The organism is Phocaeicola sp. HCN-6420 (genome assembly GCF_037890145.1).
Classification (GTDB): Bacteria; Bacteroidota; Bacteroidia; order Bacteroidales; family Bacteroidaceae; genus Phocaeicola.
Map to the genome: position 1 here is coordinate 79,498 of NZ_JBBKBJ010000003.1, position 24,942 is coordinate 104,439.

Annotated in this window: 19 protein-coding genes; 11 read left to right on the top strand and 8 right to left on the bottom strand. The window is 41.2% G+C overall.

The window, feature by feature from the left end; translation table 11 throughout:
• Positions 1-185: 185 nt before the first annotated feature.
• Together WKT12_RS03305 and WKT12_RS03310 are read left to right on the top strand one after the other, a co-directional pair.
• Entirely contained in the window at positions 186-2,402 is a 2,217-nt protein-coding gene (locus tag WKT12_RS03305) for a RelA/SpoT family protein (RefSeq protein WP_021971786.1), read from the top strand.
• Between the two features lie 290 nt (positions 2,403-2,692).
• Positions 2,693-3,100, top strand: coding sequence for a DUF1573 domain-containing protein (locus WKT12_RS03310; protein ID WP_021971785.1), 408 nt, complete (start codon positions 2,693-2,695; stop codon positions 3,098-3,100).
• A gap of 276 nt (positions 3,101-3,376) precedes the next feature.
• On the opposite strand, the gene WKT12_RS03315 is transcribed toward WKT12_RS03310, so the two are convergent.
• The 3 genes from WKT12_RS03315 to WKT12_RS03325 all read right to left on the bottom strand — a co-directional run bounded on the left by WKT12_RS03315 (position 3,377) and on the right by WKT12_RS03325 (position 5,321).
• Positions 3,377-4,009, bottom strand: coding sequence for an outer membrane beta-barrel protein (locus WKT12_RS03315; protein ID WP_418586761.1), 633 nt, complete (start codon positions 4,007-4,009; stop codon positions 3,377-3,379).
• Between the two features lie 67 nt (positions 4,010-4,076).
• Positions 4,077-4,733 (bottom strand): DUF4136 domain-containing protein, encoded by a 657-nt coding sequence (locus tag WKT12_RS03320; protein WP_340318768.1) that lies wholly within the window; start codon positions 4,731-4,733, stop codon positions 4,077-4,079.
• A gap of 30 nt (positions 4,734-4,763) precedes the next feature.
• The gene (locus tag WKT12_RS03325) at positions 4,764-5,321 is read right to left on the bottom strand and encodes a DUF4251 domain-containing protein (RefSeq protein WP_021971781.1); all 558 of its coding nucleotides are present in this window, start codon (positions 5,319-5,321) and stop codon (positions 4,764-4,766) included.
• 251 nt (positions 5,322-5,572) lie between these two features.
• On the opposite strand from WKT12_RS03325, the gene WKT12_RS03330 reads away from it, so the two are divergent.
• The 3 genes from WKT12_RS03330 to WKT12_RS03340 are packed head-to-tail and all read left to right on the top strand — an operon-like array spanning position 5,573 to position 8,600.
• Positions 5,573-6,217, top strand: coding sequence for a hypothetical protein (locus WKT12_RS03330; RefSeq protein ID WP_340318805.1), 645 nt, complete (start codon positions 5,573-5,575; stop codon positions 6,215-6,217).
• Between the two features lie 28 nt (positions 6,218-6,245).
• Positions 6,246-7,421, top strand: coding sequence for an MFS transporter (locus WKT12_RS03335; protein WP_340318769.1), 1,176 nt, complete (start codon positions 6,246-6,248; stop codon positions 7,419-7,421).
• A 12-nt stretch (positions 7,422-7,433) separates the two neighbouring features.
• A complete protein-coding gene (locus WKT12_RS03340) occupies positions 7,434-8,600 on the top strand; it encodes a DUF3843 family protein (RefSeq protein ID WP_340318770.1) in 1,167 nt (388 codons plus the stop codon).
• Between the two features lie 113 nt (positions 8,601-8,713).
• Here the strand turns inward: WKT12_RS03340 and WKT12_RS03345 are convergent, their stop codons facing one another.
• From WKT12_RS03345 to WKT12_RS03365, 5 genes are all read right to left on the bottom strand, one after another.
• Positions 8,714-8,965: a cyclomaltodextrinase C-terminal domain-containing protein gene (locus WKT12_RS03345; RefSeq protein ID WP_021971777.1), complete on the bottom strand. Its 252-nt coding sequence runs from the start codon at positions 8,963-8,965 to the stop codon at positions 8,714-8,716.
• 302 nt (positions 8,966-9,267) lie between these two features.
• Positions 9,268-10,836 (bottom strand): peptide chain release factor 3, encoded by a 1,569-nt coding sequence (locus tag WKT12_RS03350; RefSeq protein WP_340318771.1) that lies wholly within the window; start codon positions 10,834-10,836, stop codon positions 9,268-9,270.
• Positions 10,837-10,864: 28 nt separating this feature from the next.
• Positions 10,865-11,722, bottom strand: a complete 858-nt coding sequence (gene rfbD / locus WKT12_RS03355; RefSeq protein ID WP_340318772.1) for a dTDP-4-dehydrorhamnose reductase — start codon at positions 11,720-11,722, stop codon at positions 10,865-10,867.
• Positions 11,723-11,749: 27 nt separating this feature from the next.
• Entirely contained in the window at positions 11,750-12,298 is a 549-nt protein-coding gene (locus WKT12_RS03360) for a DUF4924 family protein (RefSeq protein WP_021971773.1), read from the bottom strand.
• A 3-nt stretch (positions 12,299-12,301) separates the two neighbouring features.
• On the bottom strand, positions 12,302-12,961 hold the full coding sequence (locus WKT12_RS03365) for a LysE family translocator (RefSeq protein WP_021971772.1): 660 nt from the start codon (positions 12,959-12,961) through the stop codon (positions 12,302-12,304).
• Between the two features lie 138 nt (positions 12,962-13,099).
• Here WKT12_RS03365 and purL point away from each other — a divergent pair, with 138 nt between their 5' ends.
• The 6 genes from purL (at position 13,100) to WKT12_RS03395 (ending at position 24,766) form a co-directional block, all read left to right on the top strand.
• Positions 13,100-16,804, top strand: a complete 3,705-nt coding sequence (purL, locus tag WKT12_RS03370; protein WP_340318773.1) for a phosphoribosylformylglycinamidine synthase — start codon at positions 13,100-13,102, stop codon at positions 16,802-16,804.
• 360 nt (positions 16,805-17,164) lie between these two features.
• A complete protein-coding gene (locus tag WKT12_RS03375; RefSeq protein ID WP_021971770.1) occupies positions 17,165-17,539 on the top strand; it encodes a BlaI/MecI/CopY family transcriptional regulator in 375 nt (124 codons plus the stop codon).
• 13 nt (positions 17,540-17,552) lie between these two features.
• A complete protein-coding gene (locus tag WKT12_RS03380; protein ID WP_340318774.1) occupies positions 17,553-19,439 on the top strand; it encodes a TonB family protein in 1,887 nt (628 codons plus the stop codon).
• Between the two features lie 180 nt (positions 19,440-19,619).
• A complete protein-coding gene (locus tag WKT12_RS03385; RefSeq protein ID WP_340318775.1) occupies positions 19,620-23,600 on the top strand; it encodes a hybrid sensor histidine kinase/response regulator transcription factor in 3,981 nt (1,326 codons plus the stop codon).
• Positions 23,601-23,618: 18 nt separating this feature from the next.
• The gene (locus tag WKT12_RS03390; RefSeq protein WP_021971767.1) at positions 23,619-24,179 is read left to right on the top strand and encodes a chromate transporter; all 561 of its coding nucleotides are present in this window, start codon (positions 23,619-23,621) and stop codon (positions 24,177-24,179) included.
• A gap of 2 nt (positions 24,180-24,181) precedes the next feature.
• Entirely contained in the window at positions 24,182-24,766 is a 585-nt protein-coding gene (locus WKT12_RS03395) for a chromate transporter (protein ID WP_021971766.1), read from the top strand.
• The last annotated feature ends 176 nt before the right edge of the window (positions 24,767-24,942 follow it).

The window sequence follows — 24,942 nt, forward strand, 5'->3', positions numbered from 1 at the left end:
AAATATTCATTTACAAATCGATTCCACCTCAAAAGTATAAAAAAACCATTAAGTTTGTAACAATAAAAGAAGAAAAAAACTATCTTTACCCACAGAAGCTGTCAGGAATTCCTCTTTTTTCTCCTTTAAGTTAAAAAAGAGTTTCAATTTACAACAAACAGATTCTCAACAAAACTAGAAAGACTATGGACGAACAAGTTTTTTTTACACCGGACGAACACAAACTGTTGATTTCTCTATACAAAAGATTATTGCAACTGTCAGGAGATACTTTGCAAAAAGATGACTGCAGTAACTTAAAGAAACATCTGGTTCAAGTAATGTCGGCAGGTAGCATACCGCGCAATGCCTTTGGCATGAATCCGATTATAAAAGACATGCAAACAGCAGTTATCGTAGCCGAAGAAATAGGTATGCGGCGCGCTTCCATTTTGGGTATTATGCTACACGAATCTGTTAAATATAATCTTTGCAGTCTGGAGTCTATCAAGCAAATGTATGGTGAAGATGTTGCTGGAATTATACATGGACTGGTAAAAATAAACGAACTTTATTCCAAAAGTCCGACCATTGAATCAGAAAACTTCCGAAACTTGCTTCTCTCCTTTGCCGAAGATATGCGGGTTATCCTTATTATGATAGCCGACCGTGTAAATCTGATGCGCCAGATAAAAGACAGTACCAACGAGGAAGCCCGACTGGAAGTGTCGAATGAAGCTGCGTATCTATATGCTCCACTGGCACATAAATTAGGACTATACAAGTTGAAATCGGAACTGGAAGACTTGTCGCTGAAATATACACAGCATGACGTATATTATCATATCAAAGATAAGCTGAATGCTACAAAGGCTGCGCGTGACCGTTATATTGATGCCTTTATCGAACCGGTAAAGAAAAAGCTGGAGGAAAGTGGACTGAAATTCCACATCAAGGGACGTACTAAATCTATCCATTCCATTTACCAGAAGATGAAGAAACAGGGATGTCCATTCGAAGGTGTGTACGATTTGTTTGCCATCCGAATTATTCTCGATTCTCCATTGGATAAAGAAAAGCAGGAATGCTGGCAAGCATATTCTATCGTCACTGATATGTATCTGCCTAACCCCAAGCGCTTGCGCGACTGGCTGTCTGTACCCAAAAGTAACGGTTATGAATCTTTACATATCACCGTTATGGGACCGGAAGGAAAATGGGTGGAAGTACAGATACGTACCGAACGTATGGACGAAATTGCAGAAAAAGGACTTGCTGCTCACTGGAGATATAAAGGTATAAAAGGAGAAAGCGGACTGGATGAGTGGCTGAATTCTATTCGGGAAACACTGGAGAATGCCGACAGTGATATGGAGGCAATGGATCAGTTCAAACTCGATTTATATAAAGATGAAGTATTTGTCTTTACCCCGAAAGGTGATTTATACAAACTCCCACAGGGAGCTACCGTACTCGATTTTGCATTTGCCATTCATACAAATTTGGGATGCCGTTGTATTGGTGCTAAAGTAAACGGAAGAAATGTTCAGTTGAAACAGACGCTAAACAGTGGTGACCAAGTAGAAATCACGACATCAAGCACTCAAACGCCGAAACGTGACTGGCTGAACTTTGTCACCACCTCGAAGGCCAAGACTAAAATACGTCAGGCTCTGAAGGAAATGGTAGCACGCCAGACTGAATTTGCCAAAGAAACGCTGGAGCGTAAGTTTAAGAACCGTAAACTGGAATATGATGAGGCCATCTTGATGCGACTGATCAAAAAGCTGGGCTTCAAAACGGTAACCGACTTTTATCAAAGTATTGCCAACGAAACACTTGATGTGAACGACATCATTGACCGGTATGTGGAGATGCAGCGCAAGGAAACCGAACAACGTGAAGAAATAACTTACCGCAGCGCCGAAGGGTTCAATATACAGCAAAGTACAGATGGTAAAGATTATTACAAAGATGACGTACTGGTGATAGACCAGAACTTAAAAGGACTTGATTTTAATCTGGCCAAATGCTGTAACCCGATTTACGGTGATGATGTGTTCGGCTTTGTAACAATATCGGGAGGTATCAAGATACATCGTTGCGACTGCCCGAACGCCAAAGAAATGAAAGCCCGTTTTCCTTATCGTATTGTCCGTGCACGCTGGGCCGGAAAGAGTCAGGGAAAACAGTATCCTATCACACTTCGTATTGTGGGACATGATGATATAGGTATTGTGACTAACATTACGTCTATTATCAATAAGGAAAGCAATATCTTATTGCGGTCTATCAGCATAGATTCTCACGACGGATTATTCTCTGGCATGCTTACTGTAATGGTAGATGATACGTCGAAACTGGAATCGCTTATCAAGAAAATAAAGACTGTCAAAGGAGTAAAACAGGTGAACCGTGGATAACTTTTTTCTCTCCTGACATTCCTATAAAAACGTGCCCACGTTTCCTTTATAACGTGGGCACGTTTCTTTTAATTCATCGAGACGTTTTTTACCCATTCTCTTTAATCGAGAATTCCGAGGAAAATGCGATTATAAATTGTCGGAATATCCCCAAAATGCAAAGAATACCGACAGATATTTTCATCATATCCATCTTATCAGAGCAGAACAAATGTTAATAAACCTAATAAATAAGCACGAAATACAAAGAAAGTCAATATCTTTAGGGCGATTTTAAAAAATCCGGAAAAATGAAAAAAACGATTCTTACTACATTATTTTTAGTAGTGGCAGTACTTGTAACAATAGCACAAGGTACAGCCGAAATTAAATTCGAACAGACGACTCACAATTTCGGAGCTTTTTCCGAAAACAACCCTAAAGTAACTTGCAAATTCAAATTCACCAATACAGGAAACGGACCACTGGTAATTCATCAGGCTATAGCATCTTGCGGATGTACAGTGCCTCAATATCCTAAAGAACCAATCAAAGCGGGTGAAAGTGGAGAAATCACAGTAACTTACAATGGGGCAGGAAAATTCCCCGGCCATTTCCGTAAATCAATCACTTTGAGAACTAACGCCAAACAAGAAGTTGTTCGCCTTTATATTGAAGGAGATATGACTCCGAAAGGTTCAGAACCTCAACAGAACTAAGCTTTAAAAAGAAAGATTTATATAAGAAAGCATCCGGTTATGTTTATTATGACGAACATAACCGGATGCTTTCTTATTATAAATACCTCCCCAATATCACTTCAACAGTCTGCTATACCTATCTGCCACTGACTATCACAAGACTATCAATACCACTTTCTACAAAAAATAACGGCAGTGCTTCACAGCACCACCGCCATTCCCTGTTGATAACCGAAGTTATATATAAATTTTGAATTAAAGGGGCAAATTTAAATAAAATCTTGATCAAATACGTCAGAATATTAAACCAAGTCGAAATCCGACATTACTTTGTCCTGTTACATCACCGGTCAATGTTGCCATATCGTTGGTCATGTAATTATAATAGCCAGCTACATGGAAACCAAAACGACGATGAGGACAAGGATAAATCTTCAGTCCCACTTCAGGAGATACATAAAATCCCCATCCATCATCAAATACGCCACCTGCACCATAATAAGTTGTATAACGGGTAAACGCAGTTCCAAGTTTTACACCTACATACGGCTTTACATATCTTCCGTCGTATAAAGTATATGAAGTACCTACACCAAACGGTAACTGATATGCAGAACGCTGCTGATCTGTTGTCAATAATTCCGTAGGAGATAACTGAAGCGTCTGTCTGCCTACATATTTATGATTAGTATGAAAATTAATAAAAGCCCCAACCGACCAACGTGGAGTCAAATCGTAAAGTCCTTCAAAGTTCATACCCCATCCACTTATCTTATCAGCAAAGCCAGTTGAAACAGGTGCATTCATCTGCCAGTCGACAATGAGATGTGCTTTCTGTGAATCCCACTGAGCATAACTTTGCATAGCAAACATGACCAAAGCACAGAAAGACCAAATTGCTTTTTTAAAAATAGTATATCTTTTCATCGTTATCATCTCCATTATTTTTCTGTATTGGACATTAATCAAATAGATTGAAAATATCCTGACTCTTTTATTCTGTATAATTTCTATGGATATAAGTAGACTGATTGAATGCCTGATCCACTCCATTCAGCAATAACTGCATGTTTATTCTACTATTACCATACTGGAAGCCGGACGCACTTGCATACCATACAACCGGAAGTTGCTGTTTCTGAGTTCCGTCTTCATCTTTATTCGTCAAATCGACCATTTCCAGAATTAATGTATTAGTATCGTAACTATATGTTACAGGATATGAATAATACCATCCACTCCACCATGGTCCCCAAAAGCCAGTACTCCACCAGCCGCCAAAAGGATCTCCCCAATAGCCGCCAGTAACAACCTGAGTAGTCTGTGCTACATACGACAACTGTACACCGACATCAGCCTGATCCTTCAGTGCCGGATCCGTAATACGTTCGTATCCTCTGCGGTTCATCTGACTTTCAACCTCACTGATAATCATCTTGGCATTTTCGTCTTTCCAATACGAAGCACGTACTCCGCTTGCTTCCAAAATGCTATCAGGAAGGAAATAAGTATGGAAAGTACTAAAATCTGTATTATTGTCGTGGTCTGTGTATACCACCAGATCTGCATCCAGTTTACCCATATCAGGGTCTTTTTCACACGACGTCATAAATAAGCCCGCCATGCAAAGCATAAACAAAATCTTTTTCATAATTCCTAACCTTTTCATTAATATCAAAAATTATAAGGAACGTCCTTTAAACACACTGCTCTTCTGTATCGGCAGAATTACTCCATTCAACGTCATACGATTGGAATTAAAGTTTGGATTGATTTCTACCGTAGCCTTGTTTGTCCCCTTCGGCAAACTGATAAATACGCGTGCCGAAATACCTGTTCCCATAACATTCATGGTAATCGAAGTATTACCTTTCTTATCAGTCTTTACTTCATAGTCGGAAACGCTACCATCTACTGTTACACCACCAATTCCATTCGGACCGCTGACGGGAATATTAAATGCTACCTGTACAACAGCCTGATCGCCTTTTACAGAAACAAAATTCGTATTTGAATTGACATAAGCCATATTACCATACTTGAAGACAACCTGATCTGCCTCCAGAGTAAATGCCTTGTCATTGATGGCCTGTATCGCTTCTACAGCCAGCAAACTATCCAATTGCTCTTGTAAAGCTTTCTTTTCTTCACGAGATAAACTCTTCTCTGTGTCCTGTGCCTGTACGTGACCAACCATCATAGTCAACGCCAGTATCATAAATAATACTAACTTTTTCATAAGCTCTTTATTTTAAAGTTCAACTATAAAACAATTATATTCGCCTTTTGCTGCATCTGTTTTATTTAAAAAAGTTTAAAAGCAAAATAAATGAATTTATTCCTATAGATAATTTGTATATTTAAGAAGCTGTTTCAGAGATTATCAAAATCTGTGTCAAACAAAATATAGATGCAGAAGGTTATCAAAGAAAACAGCTATAGAGAACACTGTTTTTGTATTTAACCTAAAACCCAACTATTATGAATAACATAACCGACATAACCATACTGATTGCTGTTATTGCACTCGCTTTGTGGCCCATAGTTTTATTCTTGCTCAAAACTATAAGCATCCGAAAAAAACGTCTGGAACATCTGGAACGTATGACAAAAAATGAATTAGACAATATCAGCACACAAGATCTTGTCATCAGCGTATTGAAAAAAATAGGCTGCCAGCCCGAAATAAACGAAGAAGGACATGTTACTTTCAAGTACCAAGGTGATGACTTCTATATTGCAGCCGAAGAAGAGAACCGGTTCATTATGATATGGAATCCATGGTGGGGATCAATAAGCACAGACAATGAAGCGTTTCCCGTATTGAAAGAAATCATCAATCTGGTTAATGTCAATTCGCTGGTTACAACCGTATATATGGTAGACGAAGACGAAAAGACTGTAGGATTACATTCACGTTGCCATACTTTCTTCTCACCCAATGAAGGAGAGCTGGAAGACCACCTGAAAATGTTGCTCGATTATTTCTTCGACACCCATAACGCGATTAAGGAAAATCTGAACCAACTGGGTAATGCAGCCGTTGGCGAAGAAGAAAAGAAAGAACGGGTAAAAGTAAAAGGTTTTGCAGCTTACAAGGAAAACACCGTTCCCATCAAGCCCAAAACAGAATAAGCTCGCAAAAAATACGTAACTTTGCGACATGAAACGAATTTTAGAAGAGAACAAAGGTATTCCGGCATCTTTACTTTTGATGCTGGCTATCATTGCGGGTATATCCGTAGCTAATCTATATTACAATCAACCGTTACTGAATAAAATCAGTGAAGACTTACAGGTTTCCGAGTTTACAGCCAATTTGATTCCAATGACTACACAAATAGGCTATGCGTTAGGGCTACTATTCATCATTCCACTTGGAGATTTATATAAACGGCGAAATATAATTGTTATCAACTTCTTACTGCTGTCCGTAAGCATGTTAGGATTTGTAATAGCACGAAACATACATTTCATCCTATTAGCTTCACTAATTACAGGTATCTGCTCGGTTATGCCTCAAATATTTATACCGATTGCAGCACAATTCTCACAACCGGAGAAAAAAGCGCAAAATGTAGGAGTACTGGTAAGCGGATTACTGACCGGTATTCTTGGCTCACGAGTGGTCAGTGGAATAGTAGGTGAATACTGGGGATGGAGAACCATATTTTATATCGCATCCATATTAATGTTAGCCTGTATAGTTGTTATTATCCGTATATTACCTGACATGCCATCCAATTATAAAGGTACTTATAGAGGATTAATGAAATCAGTATTTACCTTAGTAAAAGAGAATGCTACTCTGCGACTGGTTTCATTGCGTGCGGGTATCTGTTTCGGCTGTTTCCTTACCTTATGGGCATGCTTAGCCTTCAAAATGAGTGGAGAACCTTTTTACGCAGGAAACAACATTATCGGTATGCTGGGATTATGCGGTATAGCCGGAGCTATGACAGCCTCCTTTGTCGGCAAATTCGTCCGCATATTAGGGGTAAGAGCATTCAACTATATCGGATGCTGCATTATGATCTTTTCATGGGTCATACTCTATATTTTCCAAAATAGTTACATCGGAATTATTGCCGGTATTATTTTAATTGATATTGGTATGCAATGTGTACAAATCAGCAATCAGACATGTGCCCTGTCACTTGTTCCTCAAGCCTCAAACCGAGTAAATACAATCTTCATGACAACTTATTTTCTGGGTGGTTCATTAGGAACATTTTTAGCTGGAACATTCTGGCACCAGTTCGGATGGGCAGGAGTAACAGGAGTAGGTATTTGTCTGGCTGCCACGTCACTACTAATTACATTGTTTTCTAAACATTAACTTTGCAAAAACATGAGTAAATCTTTAATTTACGCCAATGAGTGGTTAAAAATTCATCCCTATACTTCAATGCAACCTTCGGATAGTTATTTCATTAATCTATCAAATAGGTTGTATCATGCCTGCGTGCTGGCACTTCCAGACGCCTTTCGTAAAAAGTTAAGCATGTATGTTGCAGCTTATCTGGAAGACCAGATTTCAGAACTAGGGTTATGGCGTAGTTTTACAACAGAGCACCAACGTCTGTATGGTAAAGTACTGCCCTTTTATTCTACAACTTCCAATTACGTTGCAGATGAAATAAATGAAGAAGACATCCGTTTCATTATCTGGAATACATGGCAGAAAGTTTCTTCATGGAAAGGACATACATACATAAATCCCAAAGATACTTCCATTGAAGAACAAGCAAAAATCTTCTATAACATACTGGAAGCTGCGTACGAAGAAGCTCCTGAGAATGAAACCATATCACATTATTTTGACCATCCGGGAACAGCAACCGAAGCTGATCATAAATTGACATGGCTTTTTGGACACACCTACCTGACAGAACCTTCCATGTTCCCCTATATTGAACAGATTAGTCCCAATGACAGATTCATCGTACCAGTTGGTCCATTGGCTCTATTTTTGCACGAATGGATTTCATTGCTTGCCAGTCCGGAAGCCTGGAAGAATATCAAAGGACTATTTACTCCTGCCCCCGATGTTCCTGAAGAAATTCTAAACAAAAATCGAGAAACCTATCAAAACTTCATTAGTGGCACCGGTGGAAAGAAAATTACCTATTTAAACGGTTACGGGGAGTTGCGCCGCTTCTTAGTGGAAATATTGAAATGGCAGGACGATGATAATCATACACTGCCACAAATGAAAGAATATAAGAACTTTATTCTGATGACTGAACCAGAAAAAGGTGTACTATTGGCAAAAGACATCTGTGAATACATAGCTGACAAAGAAAACCCGCTGTATAATCAGGAAAAGGCTCAAAAAAACGCATTCCGATTGCTCACAGAAGAAATGCTCTGTCCACCAGACTTGCTGCTACACTGTATACATCACCAGCTTATCCCCGATGCACAACTTCCTGAGGGCACAGAAAAAGAACTGGTACAGCAAAATGCAGATTTTATAGCCCGCCACTCCTTACTGTATTACTATCGAGGAGATTAATCTACAGGGGAAACAAGACCAACTATAGACATTTATCAATACAAAAGACAGAGAGGTGAAACATCTTTTTTAATGAATCACCTCTCTGTCTTATATAATCCTAATTAGCTTTTTCAAAATTCAATCACTAACGACTGACGTGCAGACAAAACAAGATTTTGTGTAAAATCGATTTTTTTACCTGTTGAAACAACTTTTCCTTCCTTAGTTTCTTTTGTTAAAGCCTGATAGTGACTACTTGGCAGAACTTGTTCTCTGTCAGTACTGTTCAATACAATCATTTCTGTTTTACCTTCACTGGTACGAGCATACAAGTATATTCCCTGTTCCGGAATGTGATACTTTACAGTTTTGTTTTCTGACATCTGTTTGTTAAGTTTTAGTTTTGCGGTGCAAAATTAGAATTTCAATAAGAAATAGCAAGGGAAGAAATTGTTAAAAATCAGCAACAATCTTATTTTTCTTGATTTACATCAAGAATATATTTTGCAAGAAAACTCTTTTTACCCCTATTTTCCCTTCCGATATAAAGTGTACAAACAATAAGACAAGTACAAAATATCTTACATACAAAAAAAATCGAATATATATTTCAACGAAATACATACCCGATTTTCTTATTTAAATAGTAAAACTGGCTAAAAGCCAATTTTACTTCTATACTTTTTTAAAATTCACTCGTAAAATGGAACTTAATATGCTTGAAGTCCATCTGAGCCATTTGAAGAACATAACCACTATCGGCAAGAAAAACATCACGTCCATCACGATCTTTTGCCATATACTGATATTTACGTTTTTTAAATGCCTCTAACTCTGCCGGATCATCACTCTCTATCCAGCATGCTTTATACAAACTGATAGGTTCCCAACGGCACTTGGCATTGTATTCATTCTCCAAACGATACTGAATAACCTCAAACTGCAACTGTCCTACAGTTCCGATAATCTTTCGGCCATTGAACTGGTTGACAAACAACTGTGCAACACCCTCGTCCATCAGCTGGTCAATACCCTTATTCAACTGCTTGGTCTTCATTGGATCAGCATTTTCTATATACTTGAACATTTCAGGAGAGAAACTCGGCAATCCCTTAAAATGAAGCACTTCTCCTTCTGTTAAGGTATCGCCAATCTTGAATGTTCCGTTGTCCGGCAAACCGATGATATCTCCTGCCCAAGCCTCATCAACTGTAGTCTTACGCTGTGCCATGAACTGAGTAGGCGAAGAAAAACGCATTGTCTTATTGTGACGCACATGTAAATAAGGAGTATTACGAGTAAACTTACCCGAACAAACCTTACAGAATGCAACACACGAACGATGGTTAGGGTCAATATTGGCTGTAATTTTAAAGACAAACCCTGTAAACTTCGGTTCATCAGGCATAACGATACGCTCTTCTGCCTGCACCGGACGAGGACTCGGAGCTATTTCAACAAAACAATCCAACAGTTCCTGTACACCAAAGTTATTCAAAGCTGAACCAAAAAATACCGGTGCCAGCTCACCCTTCAGATAATCATCAACATTAAAGGCCGGATACACTCCATCAATCAATTCCAACTCACTACGCAACTTTTCAGCAAGCGGTATTCCGATATGATTGTCCAAATCCTCTGTATGGATGTCTACCTCTACCTTTTCTGTAACAACCTGCTTAGAAGGCTGGAACAAATTCAACTTTTGCTCATATATATTATATACACCTCTAAAACGAGGACCACTCTCGATAGGCCATGTCAAAGGACGAACATTGATAACCAGCTCTTCTTCCAGTTCATCCAGCAAATCGAACGGATCTTTCGCCTCACGGTCCATCTTGTTAACGAAAATGATGACCGGAGTATTACGCATACGGCACACCTCCATCAGTTTACGCGTCTGCGTTTCCACACCTTTTGCACCATCCACCACAATAATGACACTATCTACTGCCGTAAGCGTACGGTAAGTATCTTCTGCAAAGTCCTGGTGTCCCGGTGTATCCAAAATATTAATTTTGTAGTCGTGATAATCGAACTCCATCACAGAGGTTGTAACAGATATACCACGTTGCTTTTCGATGTCCATCCAGTCGGATGTCGCAGTTTTCTTAATCTTATTCGACTTAACAGCTCCAGCCACCTGAATCTGTCCACCGAAAAGCAGTAACTTTTCGGTCAACGAAGTTTTACCGGCATCCGGATGTGCAATAATCGCAAATGTACGTCTTCTTTCTATTTCAGCGTTCATTCTTTATTTATCTATTTACCTTTTATTATCATGCTAATAATTTATCGACACATTCTTTCAGACTGTCTACCCAATAAGGGATTTCAATGCCGAATGTATCTTTTATTTTCGTCTTATCGAGTACGGAGTAATGAGGACGCTTTGCCTTTGTCGGATATTCTTCCGTATGAAGAGGCTTCAATCTACAGCTATCAATACCCGCCAAATGATGAATCATCTGAGTAAAATCATACCACGAGCAAACACCCTCATTGCTAAAGTGATAAATTCCCGGCACAATACCTTTATTGATAGCCGCAAAAATGGCAACAGCCAAATCGCGAGCATAAGTAGGAGTGCCTATCTGATCAAATATTACCCCCAACGAAGTTTTTTCGCGCCCCAAACGCAGCATAGTCTTTACAAAATTGTTTCCAAATGTAGAATACAGCCAGGCAGTGCGGACAATCATTGTTTTAGAACAATATTTCATTGCTTCCTGTTCGCCAGCGAGTTTGGTTATTCCATAAACCGAATCAGGACAAGTTGGCTGTTCCTCTGTATACGGAATATGTGCAGTACCATCGAAAACGTAATCTGTAGATACTTGTATAAAGTGACCTCCACGACTTTCAATGGCTTTTGCCAAATAACCCGGAGCAACATGATTCAACTTATCGCAAAGTTCCTGATTATCCTCAGCCTTATCGACTGCTGTATATGCAGCACAGTTCACAATAATATCGATCTGATGTTCAGCTACAAAATTTCTAACAGCTTGTTCATCACAAATATCCAGTTCAGCCACATCAGTAAAGAAATAGGCATATTCCTTATTGACTTCTGCAAGCAGACGCATCTCATTACCCAGCTGTCCGTTTGCCCCAGTAACCAAAATATTCTTCATTATTCCTTTATTTTGACGGGAAGAAAATCAATCAAAATCCAACTCCCCTTGTTTATCTTTAATATAATACCCGGCAAGCATAGCCAGCAAATCACCTATCACTTTCAATGCTTTCTGGGTTTCTTCAGTTATTTCCTTTTTCTGAAGTTTCAACATCAGAACTCCATACATTGCATCAAAACACGTTTCCAGTTCAGGCACATCTTTATCAGCTCCCTTGGCACGCAATTCTACAATAAAAGGTAAAGCCTTATAATAGGCCGCACTATAATACGGAAACTTAGGAGAAGCAAGTAAGCGCAAGTGTAAATCGGTCAACCAGACAATAATATTCTTATTAATCTGTATATGCCCTTTTTCCATTACGCCCTCGTCATGCATCATATTGATAAAATCTGCATACCATTGAGTCAATGCCTTTTTTTGCTCATCCGACAACGACGGATACGGCTCTACGATATTCTTTTTTATTTTTTCTATATCGAAGCCATTGGCACGAATCATATCTTCTACTTGCCACATATACAGCAAGTATTCAGCGATATTCTGTTGTTTTAATTGTTGAGAGATATACATATATCAAGATAAAGATTTTCCAGCGATAGTCAGTATGATACCTACAATCGACGCGATCATTACGACAACACCAATAATACGGTTTAATATCCAAATACCCCGCACATTAAATCGGGTACGCACCTTATTTACAAAGTAAGTAATTCCGAACCACCATGTTAAGGCTCCGATGACAATAGCGAGATAGCCAACCAACTGAAAGCCCAGCGGACTGCCCGGCATCACAAACGAAAAGCGGGCAAAAAGACCAATAAACAGAAAGATAATCAGCGGGTTGGAGAATGTTACAAAGAAAGCTGTAATAAAATTATGAAGATAAGTACCGCGATTGGCTGATGTAGGACGAAGAGATTTCACAGGATTACTACGAAAAGTATATATACCGAAGGCCAGCAACATGATACTACCTACCACTTGAAGAAATATTTGGTGCTTAAGGATCAATTCATCCATGAAGCTCATGCCATAACCTGTTATCAATGCGTAGCATGTATCACTCAGCGCGGCCCCCAAACCGGTTACAAAACCAAACCAGCGCCCCTTGTTCAGTGTCCGCTGAATACAAAGCACGCCAACCGGTCCCAAAGGAGCTGAAACAATCACTCCTACGATAAAGCCTTTCACCAATAAATCTAGTATAGTAACCTGTTCTATCCAATTCATACTGCAAAGATGCTACTTTTTTTATAAAGTACCTATATTTCGTTTCGTTTTTCTTTCGTACAAAAAGGAGTTTATGTAACTTTGCACTGCATTATTCCGATAATAAGATTATCATTTTAACAAACATAAACAAGTGCTATGATTCTATTTTTCAGAACACCCACTAACAGTGTAATTGCTACCGAATGTAGTAAAGAACTGACCTCTGAAGACATCAAGAAATTATGCTGGCTATACAGCGACGCTACTGTAGAAACGGAAGATAACCTTAAAGGATGGTTTATCGGCCCCCGGCGTGAAATGATTACTCCATGGAGTACAAACGCTGTAGAAATTACTCAGAATATGGGATTGCAAGGTATCCGCCGTATCGAGGAATACTTCCCGGTAAAAGACGAAAATGCAGACCATGACCCGATGCTGCAACGAATGTATCACGGATTGGATCAAAAAATATTCGATGTAAATATCAAACCGCAACCGATTATTTACATTGAAAACCTTGAAGAATATAATGAACAGGAAGGTCTTGCTCTTTCGCGCGAAGAAATGGACTACCTGCTGAAAGTAGAAAAAGACCTGGGCAGAAAACTGACTGATTCCGAAGTTTTCGGATTTGCACAAATCAACTCAGAACACTGCCGCCACAAAATATTTGGCGGAACATTTATCATCGACGGTAAAGAAATGGAATCTTCACTTTTCCAGATGATCAAAAAAACCACTCAGGAGAATCCGAACAAAATCATCTCTGCTTACAAAGACAATGTTGCTTTCGCCGAAGGTCCTGTCGTAGAACAATTTGCTCCTAAAGACCACTCAACTTCTGACTATTTCATTATCAAAGATATTAAAACGGTTATCTCACTGAAAGCCGAGACTCACAACTTCCCGACAACTGTCGAGCCGTTCAACGGAGCATCTACAGGTACCGGAGGAGAAATCCGCGACCGTATGGGCGGTGGTAAAGGCTCATGGCCGATTGCAGGTACAGCCGTTTACATGACTTCTTATCCACGTACAGATGAAGGACGCGAATGGGAAAATATTCTCCCCGTACGTAAATGGTTATACCAGACTCCTGAACAGATTTTGATCAAGGCCTCAAATGGTGCTTCTGATTTCGGTAACAAGTTTGGCCAGCCACTGATTTGCGGTTCTGTCCTGACCTTCGAACATCAAGAAAACGGTGAAAAGTATGCTTACGATAAAGTAATCATGCTGGCAGGAGGTGTAGGATACGGTACGCAGCGCGACTGTCTGAAAGGTTCTCCTGAAACAGGAAATAAAATCGTTGTGATGGGTGGTGATAATTACCGCATCGGTTTAGGTGGTGGTTCTGTTTCATCTGTAGAAACCGGACGTTACTCTTCGGGCATCGAATTGAATGCTGTACAGCGTGCCAATGCAGAAATGCAAAAGCGTGCCTACAACGTAGTACGTGCTCTGTGCGAAGAAGATGAAAATCCGATTGTATCTATTCATGACCACGGATCTGCTGGCCATGTTAACTGTCTGTCTGAATTGGTAGAAGACTGCGGCGGTTTGATTCACATGGACAAACTTCCTATCGGTGACGAAACATTGTCGGCAAAAGAAATCATCGCTAACGAATCTCAGGAACGTATGGGATTGCTGATTGACGAAAAAGCAATTGAGCATGTACAGAAGATTGCCGACCGCGAACGTTCTCCGATGTATGTCGTAGGTGAGACAACAGGTGACCATCGTTTTGCATTTGAACAAGCTGACGGCGTACGCCCATTCGATTTGGCTGTAGACCAGATGTTCGGTTCATCTCCGAAAACATATATGGTCGACAAAACTGTAGAACGCCATTATGAAAATGTATCATACGACGTAGCTAAACTGAATGAATATATTCGCCAGGTACTGCAACTGGAAGCTGTTGCATGTAAAGACTGGTTAACCAACAAGGTAGACCGCTCCGTTACAGGTAAGATTGCACGCCAGCAATGCCAAGGTGAACTTCAGTTGCCGTTGAGCGACTGTGGTGTTGTTGCTCTCGATTACCGTGGAGAAAAAGGTATTGCTACTGCATTAGGCCATGCGCCTCAGGCTGCATTGGCTGATCCGGCAGCAGGTTCTGTACTCGCTGTATCAGAAGCTTTGACTAATATTGTATGGGCACCAATGGCAGAAGGCCTCGACAGTGTTTCCCTGTCAGCCAACTGGATGTGGCCTTGTCGTTCACAAGAAGGTGAAGATGCACGTTTGTACACAGCGGTTAAAGCCTTGTCTGATTTCTGCTGCGCATTGCAAATCAACGTTCCGACCGGAAAAGACTCTTTGTCAATGACTCAGAAATATCCGAACGGAGAAAAAATCATCAGCCCGGGAACTGTTATAGTTTCTGCAGGAGGAGAAGTTTCGGATGTCAAGAAAGTTGTTTCTCCAGTTATGGTCAACAAAGACAAGTCAACTTTCTACCACATCGACTTCAGTTTTGACGAACTTCGTTTAGGTGGTTCTGCATTCGCTCAGTCACTGAATAAAGTTGGTGACGACGTACCAACCGTACAGAATCCGGAATACTTCCGCGATGCCTTCCTTGCTATTCAAGAACTGGTAGACAAACAACTGATTCTTGCTGGACACGATATTTCAGCCGGAGGTATGATTACTACTTTACTTGAAATGTGTTTTGCTAACACAGAAGGTGGTATGGAAATCAACCTCGACAAGATTAAGTGCGATGATATCGTCAAGATTTTGTTTGCAGAAAACCCAGGTGTTATCATTCAGGTAGCCGACAAACACAAATCGGAAGTCAAGAAGATTCTGGAAGATGCCGGTGTAGGTTATGTCAAGATTGGTGTTCCTACAGAAGAACGTCATATCTTAGTAACTAAACACGATGCAACTTATCAGTTCGGCATTGATTATCTGCGTGATGTATGGTACTCTACTTCATACTTGCTCGACCGCAAGCAGAGCATGAATGGTTGCGCAAAGAAACGTTTCGAAAACTACAAACAGCAACCACTGGAATTTGCATTCGACAAATCGTTTACCGGTAAGCTTTCACAGTTCGGTCTGGATCCGGATCGTCGTACGCCAAGCGGTATCAAAGCTGCTATCATCCGTGAAAAAGGAACAAACGGTGAACGCGAAATGGCCTACATGCTCTATCTGGCAGGTTTCGATGTGAAGGATGTCACCATGACCGACTTGGTAAGCGGAAGAGAAACATTGGAAGACATTAACATGGTAGTTTACTGTGGTGGTTTCTCTAACTCCGATGTATTGGGTTCTGCCAAAGGATGGGCAGGAAGCTTCCTGTTTAACCCGAAAGCTAAAGCCGCCCTCGACAACTTCTATGCTCGCGAAGATACCTTATCACTTGGTGTCTGCAACGGTTGTCAGTTGATGATGGAACTCGGTCTGATCACTCCGGAAGACAAGAAGAAAGGCAAGATGCTGCATAACGATTCACACAAGTTCGAATCTGCCTTCTTGGGTGTAACTGTTCCGATGAACCGCAGTGTCATGTTCGGCTCATTGAGCGGATCAAAACTGGGTATTTGGGTAGCTCACGGAGAAGGAAAGTTCTCTCTGCCTTATCCGGAAGATCATTATAATGTAGTATTGAAATACTCATACGATGAATATCCAGGCAACCCGAACGGCTCTGATTACAGCGTAGCAGGTATTGCTTCACAAGACGGACGTCATCTGGCTATGATGCCTCACTTGGAACGCGCTTGTTTCCCATGGGAAAACGCTTACTATCCATTAGACCGTAAGGACAGCGACCAGATCACTCCGTGGATGGAAGCATTTGTCAACGCACGCAAATGGGTAGAAGCTCATAAGAAATAAAGATACAATTCTTTCTTACAAATAGTGAAAGGCCATCTTAAATTCAAATTTGAGATGGCCTTTTTTACGTCTATCCCAATCAGACGTATTCTGATTTTACTCATTCCCGATAGCACAATTCTATTCGATATTTTACAAGCTTCATATCAAGGAAAAGAATAAGTTCTCATGCAAACCGATTGAAAGCCAAATCTAAACATACAGGAAGAGAGAAAGAGAAAAATCCCATCAAACAAACCTAAAGCAGAAATAATTAGACGAAATTGAAGAAGAAAAACTAAACATTTTAGTTATTTAACTATAAATATTAGTTTATAAACTAAAAGTTTTAGTTCTTTGTAATAATCAAACTAAACAGATATGAAAACACTTACCACCAAAGAAGAAGAAATCATGGGATTTTTCTGGGAAAAAGGCCCCATGTTTGTCAAGCAGCTGGTAGAACTCTACGAAGAGCCACGGCCACATTTCAATACCTTGTCAACCATTGTACGAGGCCTGGAAGAGAAAGGTTACCTGTCGCACACAGCATTCGGTAATACCTACCAGTATTATGCCACAGTATCGGAAGAAGAATTCCGACGGAAAACCCTGCGGGGAGTTATTCGCAAATACTTCAACAATTCATTTTTAGGTGCCGTTTCTTCACTGGTGAAGGAAGAGGACATCTCGGTAGAGGAACTCAAAGAGCTCATCCGTCAGGTAGAAGAAGGGCAGCACGAAAAGCCACAATAAAACCTTTCTGCTTATGGGATCCTTTTTAGTCTATATATTCAAATCGGCTGTCTGCCTTGCAGCGTTCTACTTATTTTACCGCATGCTGCTCGGCAAGGAAACTTTCCACCGCTTCAACCGGATAGCATTGCTGGGAGTTATGCTGTTTTCGTGCCTGTTGCCACTAATACAAGTTACGGTAAAAGAAGCCTCTCCAATAAACACACAAGTCATGTCGATGGAAGATTTACTGTTGATGTACCAATGGAACAACGGAGCAACAGTAATAGGAGAAAACACTCATTCGTTCCGCTGGCAGGAAGGACTGGTATTAGGATATTTTGCCGGATTACTATTTGTCATAACCCGCCACCTTTGGTCACTGGGACGGATGCTCTACCTCATTCGACACAGCCGATGTAAAAAACTGGACCACGGCGTCTGCCTGATGATACACCAACGCGACATTGCCCCTTTCAGTTGGATGCGGTACATCGTAATCTCAGAAACAGACCTGAAAGAAAACGGGCATCACATACTTGTACACGAACTGGCCCACATCCGTCACCATCATTCATGGGATTTGCTGCTAACAGAACTTTGTGCTTGGACGCAATGGTTCAATCCAGCCATCTGGCTACTCAGACAAGAGTTGCAGAACATTCACGAATATGAAGCCGATGAAGAAGTACTCCGTCAGGGCATTAACGCAAAAGAATATCAAATGTTATTAATAAAAAAAGCCGTTGGCGCAAGGCTCTACTCTATTGCCAACAGCTTTAATCACAGTTCACTTAAAAAACGTATCACTATGATGATTCGAAAAAAATCCAATCCATGGGCACGTGCCAAGTACCTCTACGTACTTCCGTTGGCTGCTGTCACGATGGCTGCCTTTGCCCGCCCTGAAATCTCCCAACCACTGGACGAGATTTCAAATATCAAAGTTAATGATTTATCGGAAGTTATGAAAAAATATGCCGATAAAAATGTGTCAACGCCCGTAGAAAAAGCTACACTGAAGATGAAAGTGGTAGACGAAAAAGGGAAGCCCGTAATAGGAGCTACCGTACTCATCGTAAACACTACCAAGGGTACGGTAACAGACACAGAGGGCAACTTCACGCTGGAAGCCGGAACCGACCAACAGCTTCAAGTGGTCTACATTGGTATGGATGCAGTCACACTGTCTGTCGCAGACTGCCTGAAAAAGACCGACCAGACTATACGACTGACAGCCAACAATGGAGGACAAGACTTAAAAGTCGTATCCCCCAGCCCACAAGCTGTGGCTTCGAACGACCGGACCTTTGACGTTGTGGAACAAATGCCGGCATATCCAGGTGGCATGAAGGAATGTCTGAAGTTTATGGCACGCAATCTTAAGTATCCTACCAAAGCCCAGGAAGCCGGTAAGCAAGGACGGGTCATCGTACAGTTCATCGTGCAGAAGGACGGTTCGCTGAGCGACCTCCACGTACTTCGGCCGGTCGACCCGTGGCTGGATGCGGAAGCTATCCGGGTGATTGGCACTATGCCGAAATGGAAACCGGGCATGCAGGACGGTCAGGCGGTTGCCGTGAAATTCACCCTGCCGGTCACTTTCGCGCTGGAGGGTTCCAAAAATAAGCCGCAGGCAGGAAAGAATGATGTGGTAGTAGTGGCTTATGGTACGGACTCGGACACTCCGGCCGATGTACCGACCATCCAGATGAATCAGAACGGCAAGGATGGCTTGGGAAAAGAAGGAGTATCGCCGATGGTAATGATAGACGATACGGAAGTCTCAACCGAAACGATGAAAAAACTCGATCCGGAAAACATTGAATCGATCACCGTATTAAAAGATGTGTCAGCTACGGCCAAATACGGTCAGAAAGGAAAAAACGGAGTTATCCTCATCACCACCCGAAAAAAGTGAATAAATGTGCTTGCGTTTTATTGAAGAGCACGTACAGAAAAGACAAATAACGTCATATTTTCTTTTAAAAGAGGCTGTTTTGAAAGACAGCCTCTTTTTATTTTCTCTCATTTTGCTTTGAGAAATCAGCCTTTTTCACGACATTTGCACAATATCACCCTCGGAATAAAACCAATAATAATGAAACGAACTATTCTTATTACAGCGTGCTTATTACTATCGTTTTTCTTTCCGCTACAAGCCCAAATATTTGAATACATCAATATGGAGAATGGACTCAGCAGCCGAAGAGTCTTATCCATACAGCAAGATAAACAGAACTATATGTGGATTCTCACACATAAAGGTCTGGACCGATATAATGGAAAACAGTTTAAGCATTATCAACTCAATCATCATAAAAGTCCTCTCAGCTTTTACCCGAATCTGAATTTTCTCTATACAGACAAAGAAAATAATATTTGGGAAGCAGGTAAGGACGGACTCATATTCCGATATGACGAGCAAAAAGATTCTTTTCAGCTTGTATTCGATTTCAAGGCTGAATTCTCACAACTAAAGAAAATGCCCATTTCCGATATTTATATGGATTTGGGAAACAACATTTGGTTCTGTGTAAACCAGTATCAATACATATTCAATTACTACAATGATGAAAGCTACCAGTTATCACCGGGCATTCCAGACAATATTGTCTGTATAACTCATGCAGAAGGCAACAAATACTATTTGGCATCCGAACACCAGCTATACGAAGCACAACTAAAGAACAAACGACTAATCAATATAAAGAAAATCAACCTGCCAGATGTACATCTGATAGATTACATTTACTACAACAAGCCATCAAAACAGCTGGTTGTCAACACACTGTTGGATAAACTATTTATCTACGATACGCAAAGCCAGCAGGTAAGCAACACGGGCAATACCATGAAGGATATCGGTATAAACAAGATTATCCCCAGCAAAAAAGAAAAGAATGTCCTTCTTATTGCAACCGATGGAGATGGAGTATACAAACTCGACCTCGAGAAGCAGAAACTTGTTCAGTTCTTGAAAGAAGATACTCGGCGTCCCAATAAAATGAACGGAAGCATCATCAAAGATATCTACATGGACAATGCCAACCGTATCTGGAATGTGATCTACCCTACCGGCATAACAATCTATACCGAAAAATATCCGGCATACGAATGGTTCATGCATTCGGCCAATTATACAAATTCGCTTGTAAACAACTGCATCAACGGTATCATGGAAGACTCTGACGGCGACTCATGGTATGCGACGAGTAACGGAGTATGCTACTTCGACGTAAGCGAAAACAGATGGATTAATTTTCATTCATCACAAACTCCCAATGCAGACCAAAGCGAGAATCATATATTTACATCTTTGTGTGAAAGTAGTCCCGGAATCATTCTCGCCGGAGGATATATGTCTGGAATCTACAGAATAAACAAGAGAACACACGAAGTTACCTTCTTCCGGCAGAAGGATATCCGACAAGGAGAAGGCCCCGATAAATACATTCGCAGCATTTACCGCGACAACGAAAACCTTATCTGGATTGGAGGATTCTACCGGCTGAAATCATACAACCCGACCAATCAGGAAGTATGTGAATATAATGTAGGATACCCCATTACCTGCATCGCGCAAAAAGACGAACATTCGTTATGGATAGGAACAATCAACAATCTGTTTATCTTCGACAAACGGAGCAATAAAGCAATTCCTTTCGAAACGAATTTCGACATACAGTGTATCAATATGATATACAACGATCCGGCGAAAAATTATACTTATTTCGGAACCTACGGCAACGGACTGTTTATTTATGATAACCACACCAAAAAAGTAACCCGATATTACGATGAAAACTGTGGACTTATCAGCAATAACATTTACAGTATCGTGCCCGACAGAAACGGCAATCTGTATCTTGGTACAGAAAACGGACTATCCTTTTTCGATACAAAAGCTGATACCTTTACCAACTGGACTAAAGAGCAGGGATTACTGGCTTCCAGCTTTAACCCCAATGCCGCCATCCATACAAGCGACGGATATATGATTTTTGGAAGCAACGAAGGAGTGATAGTACTTCCCGACAGCATCCAACTACCAAGGACCTTTACCAGTCACATGATCTTTTCCGATTTAAGTATCATGTACCGCACCGTGCATCCGGGAGAAAAAGGCTCTCCTCTTACACAAACTTTGGACCAGACATCTTGCATAGAACTGGATTACGACCAGAATACATTCTCGATGAACGTGTCGTCCATCAACTTCGACAATCCGTCCAACATTATGTACACATGGAAGCTGGAAGGATTCTACGACCACTGGACACCACCTTCGAGCGACAACCTGATAAGATATACCAACTTATCACCGGGAAGTTACACACTTCATGTACGTGCCATTCTGATGGATAACCATCAAGTACTGGAAGAACGGGAGATACAGATTCTCATAGGACGACCTATCTGGATGACATTCTGGGCCTTTGTACTCTATGCCCTGATTATCATTGGTATAAGCTATGCCATTATGCGATACCAGATGATACGGCGCGACAAACAAATATCGCAGGCTAAAATAAATTTCTTCATGCAGACAGCACACGATATCCGTACGCCGCTGACGCTTATCAAAGCACCTTTGGGAGAAATTTTGAAAAACGAACAACTGACGGAACAAGGTACGACAAATCTGAACCTCGCCATACAAAGTACAGACAACCTTTCCGAACTGGCAAACAACCTCATGAATTTCCAGAAAGAAGAATTGTACAGTTCCAGAATACTGGTAACTCAGCATGAACTGAACCAGTATATACAAGGATATATGCAGCAATTCAAGGCTTATGCCGAGCAGAAAGGAATAGACTTCCAGTACAAAAGCAACTTCAGCAGTCTGGAAGTATGGATTGACCAGAACAAGATTGATTCCATCTTACAAAACCTGCTAAGCAATGCCTTGAAATATACGTCGAAAGGAGGAAGTGTAATTATAGAAGCCGGACATAACAAAAGCCGTTGGACACTGATTATAAAAGATACTGGCATCGGAATACCGAAGGAGGACCAGAAAAAACTGTTCAAATTCTTGTTCCGAGGAAGCAATGCGACCAACCAGCTCATCACAGGTTCTGGTGTAGGCATGCTGCTGACATACCGTCTGATCAAAAACCATGAAGGTAAGATCAGCTTTACCAGTACGGAGAATGTGGGAACAACATTCCAACTGAGCTTCCCTATCCGGAGCGAACACTACCAGTACCGGAACGAGGAATACAACGGCAGCGTGGCACCGGTCCTGCTACAGGACGGCATCTCGCCTGTCATGCCCGTCGTGGAACCTCTGCAGGTAACGACGCACCCCGACAGTCCCCGCATCATGATAGTAGAAGACAATGCCAGCCTCCGCCTGTTCCTGATGAAAAGTTTGTCGGACACTTATCAGGTAGAAGGAGCAGAAAACGGTCAGGAAGCTATCGACAAGATAAAAATCCAGCAGCCCGACCTTATTATATCGGATGTGATGATGTCGGTTATGGATGGAGAAACCATGTGCCGCACCCTGAAGTCGGACATCGAAACCAGCCACATCCCGATAATATTGCTCACAGCCTTAGGAGATAAAAAGGATATCCTGCGCGGACTGGAAACAAAAGCCGACATGTATATTGTCAAGCCTTTCGACCTGATGGTACTGAAGGCCAACATCAGCAATATACTGGAAAACCGTGAAATCATACGTAAAAAACTGCAACAGGCATCAATCAACATCGAAGCCAAACCCGAAGAGATTGATATGCCTACTAATCTGGACAATGAATTTATGCAAAAGGTTACCACCCTGGTAAAAGAAAACCTGGGAAAAGACCTTACGGTAGATACGCTTTGTGCGGGAATGAACATGAGCCGTACCAGCTTTTACAACAAGATAAAGGCACTTACCGGCATGGCTCCCAATGATTTCATCAGAAACATACGTATGCAAGAAGCAGCAGTGCTGCTCAAAAGTCAGAAGTATACTGTAGCCGAAGTGGCCGACATGATGGGATTTGCCGACCCCAAGTATTTCACAGACACGTTCAAGAAATTCTATGGAGTACCGCCCAGCATTTATAAAAAGAGTGAATAACGAACAACTATAAGAACAATGAATTTTTACATCAAATCATTTCTGATTTTTACCCGTATCGGAGCTTTCACCATCGGGGGAGGATATGCCATGGTTCCCCTGATAGAAAATGAGCTGGTAGACAAAAAAAAATGGATTTCGAGAGAAGATTTCCTCGATTTAATGGCCTTGGCACAAACCGTACCGGGAATTTTTGCCGTCAATATTGCTATCTTTATCGGATATAAACTGAGAAAGTTCTGGGGAGCATTCTGGATGGCGTTAGGAACCATTCTTCCTTCTTTCATCATCATGCTTGCCATTGCCTTGTTTTTCCAGCAGTTCAAACATATCCCGGCTGTAGAGAACATCTTTAAGGGAATCCGTCCGGCTGTAGTGGCACTGATTGCTGCCCCGACTTTCAAAATGGCAAAATCAGCCAAAATCAACCGGTATAACTTCTGGATTCCTTGTGTTTCTGCACTGCTTATCTGGCTGCTCGACTTCTCTCCTATCTATGTTATCATACTAAGCGGAGTGGGCGGTTACCTGTACGGGCGATATAAAGACAAACAAAACTTAACGGAAGAAAATAAATAACCATGATATTCTTACAACTATTCTATACATTTTTCAAGATCGGCCTCTTCGGTTTTGGAGGAGGCTACGCCATGATTTCCATGATTCAGGGCGAAGTCGTTACACGCCACGAATGGCTCAGCTCTACAGAGTTCACCGATATTATCGCCATCAGCCAGATGACTCCCGGTCCTATCGGGATTAATTCGGCTACTTATGTGGGATATTCTGCCGTCGTTAATGCCGGATACTCTCACGCCATAGGCGTTTTAGGTTCGACTGTTGCCACCGTTTCGGTAGTACTGCCGTCGTTTATTCTGATGGTGCTGATAAGTAAATTCTTTCTGAAATACCAGAAACATCCGATTATTGCTTCCGTGTTCAAGGGATTACGCCCGGGAGTCGTCGGACTGCTGGCAGCAGCTGCACTGGTTCTGATGAATGGAGAAAACTTCGGTACATATAACTGGCAGATTCTAACCAGCATTCTGCTTTTTGGCGGTACGTTCATCGCTTCCTACCGCTATAAAATCAATCCGATTCTTCTGATTGTAATCTGCGGATTTATCGGTTATGTCACGTTTGGATACATTCTTACACCTCAATAAGCCGAAAAGGTTCCGACAGCCAACAGATACAGATTTTCCCAAGGCCTCAGCGCATTGTAATAAACAGATGAGGGGCTGTTGGAAAATTCATGCAGACATTTTTTTATTTTTTGTACAAAAGATTTCAGAATTTGTACAAAAAATAAAAAGATATGCTGACGTTTTTTTCAGCTTCC

Bases quoted from the DNA above. Each gene is read 5' to 3' on its own strand.
- WKT12_RS03325 (WP_021971781.1), bottom strand. From the start codon at position 5,321: ATGAAAAAGTTAGTATTATTTATGATACTGGCGTTGACTATGATGGTT.
- purL (WP_340318773.1), top strand. From the start codon at position 13,100: ATGATTCTATTTTTCAGAACACCCACTAACAGTGTAATTGCTACCGAA.
- WKT12_RS03315 (WP_418586761.1), bottom strand. From the start codon at position 4,009: ATGAAAAGATATACTATTTTTAAAAAAGCAATTTGGTCTTTCTGTGCT.
- WKT12_RS03320 (WP_340318768.1), bottom strand. From the start codon at position 4,733: ATGAAAAAGATTTTGTTTATGCTTTGCATGGCGGGCTTATTTATGACG.
- WKT12_RS03390 (WP_021971767.1), top strand. From the start codon at position 23,619: ATGAATTTTTACATCAAATCATTTCTGATTTTTACCCGTATCGGAGCT.
- WKT12_RS03305 (WP_021971786.1), top strand. From the start codon at position 186: ATGGACGAACAAGTTTTTTTTACACCGGACGAACACAAACTGTTGATT.
- WKT12_RS03340 (WP_340318770.1), top strand. From the start codon at position 7,434: ATGAGTAAATCTTTAATTTACGCCAATGAGTGGTTAAAAATTCATCCC.
- rfbD (WP_340318772.1), bottom strand. From the start codon at position 11,722: ATGAAGAATATTTTGGTTACTGGGGCAAACGGACAGCTGGGTAATGAG.
- WKT12_RS03380 (WP_340318774.1), top strand. From the start codon at position 17,553: ATGGGATCCTTTTTAGTCTATATATTCAAATCGGCTGTCTGCCTTGCA.
- WKT12_RS03385 (WP_340318775.1), top strand. From the start codon at position 19,620: ATGAAACGAACTATTCTTATTACAGCGTGCTTATTACTATCGTTTTTC.
- WKT12_RS03360 (WP_021971773.1), bottom strand. From the start codon at position 12,298: ATGTATATCTCTCAACAATTAAAACAACAGAATATCGCTGAATACTTG.
- WKT12_RS03345 (WP_021971777.1), bottom strand. From the start codon at position 8,965: ATGTCAGAAAACAAAACTGTAAAGTATCACATTCCGGAACAGGGAATA.
- WKT12_RS03375 (WP_021971770.1), top strand. From the start codon at position 17,165: ATGAAAACACTTACCACCAAAGAAGAAGAAATCATGGGATTTTTCTGG.
- WKT12_RS03335 (WP_340318769.1), top strand. From the start codon at position 6,246: ATGAAACGAATTTTAGAAGAGAACAAAGGTATTCCGGCATCTTTACTT.
- WKT12_RS03365 (WP_021971772.1), bottom strand. From the start codon at position 12,961: ATGAATTGGATAGAACAGGTTACTATACTAGATTTATTGGTGAAAGGC.
- WKT12_RS03310 (WP_021971785.1), top strand. From the start codon at position 2,693: ATGAAAAAAACGATTCTTACTACATTATTTTTAGTAGTGGCAGTACTT.
- WKT12_RS03350 (WP_340318771.1), bottom strand. From the start codon at position 10,836: ATGAACGCTGAAATAGAAAGAAGACGTACATTTGCGATTATTGCACAT.
- WKT12_RS03395 (WP_021971766.1), top strand. From the start codon at position 24,182: ATGATATTCTTACAACTATTCTATACATTTTTCAAGATCGGCCTCTTC.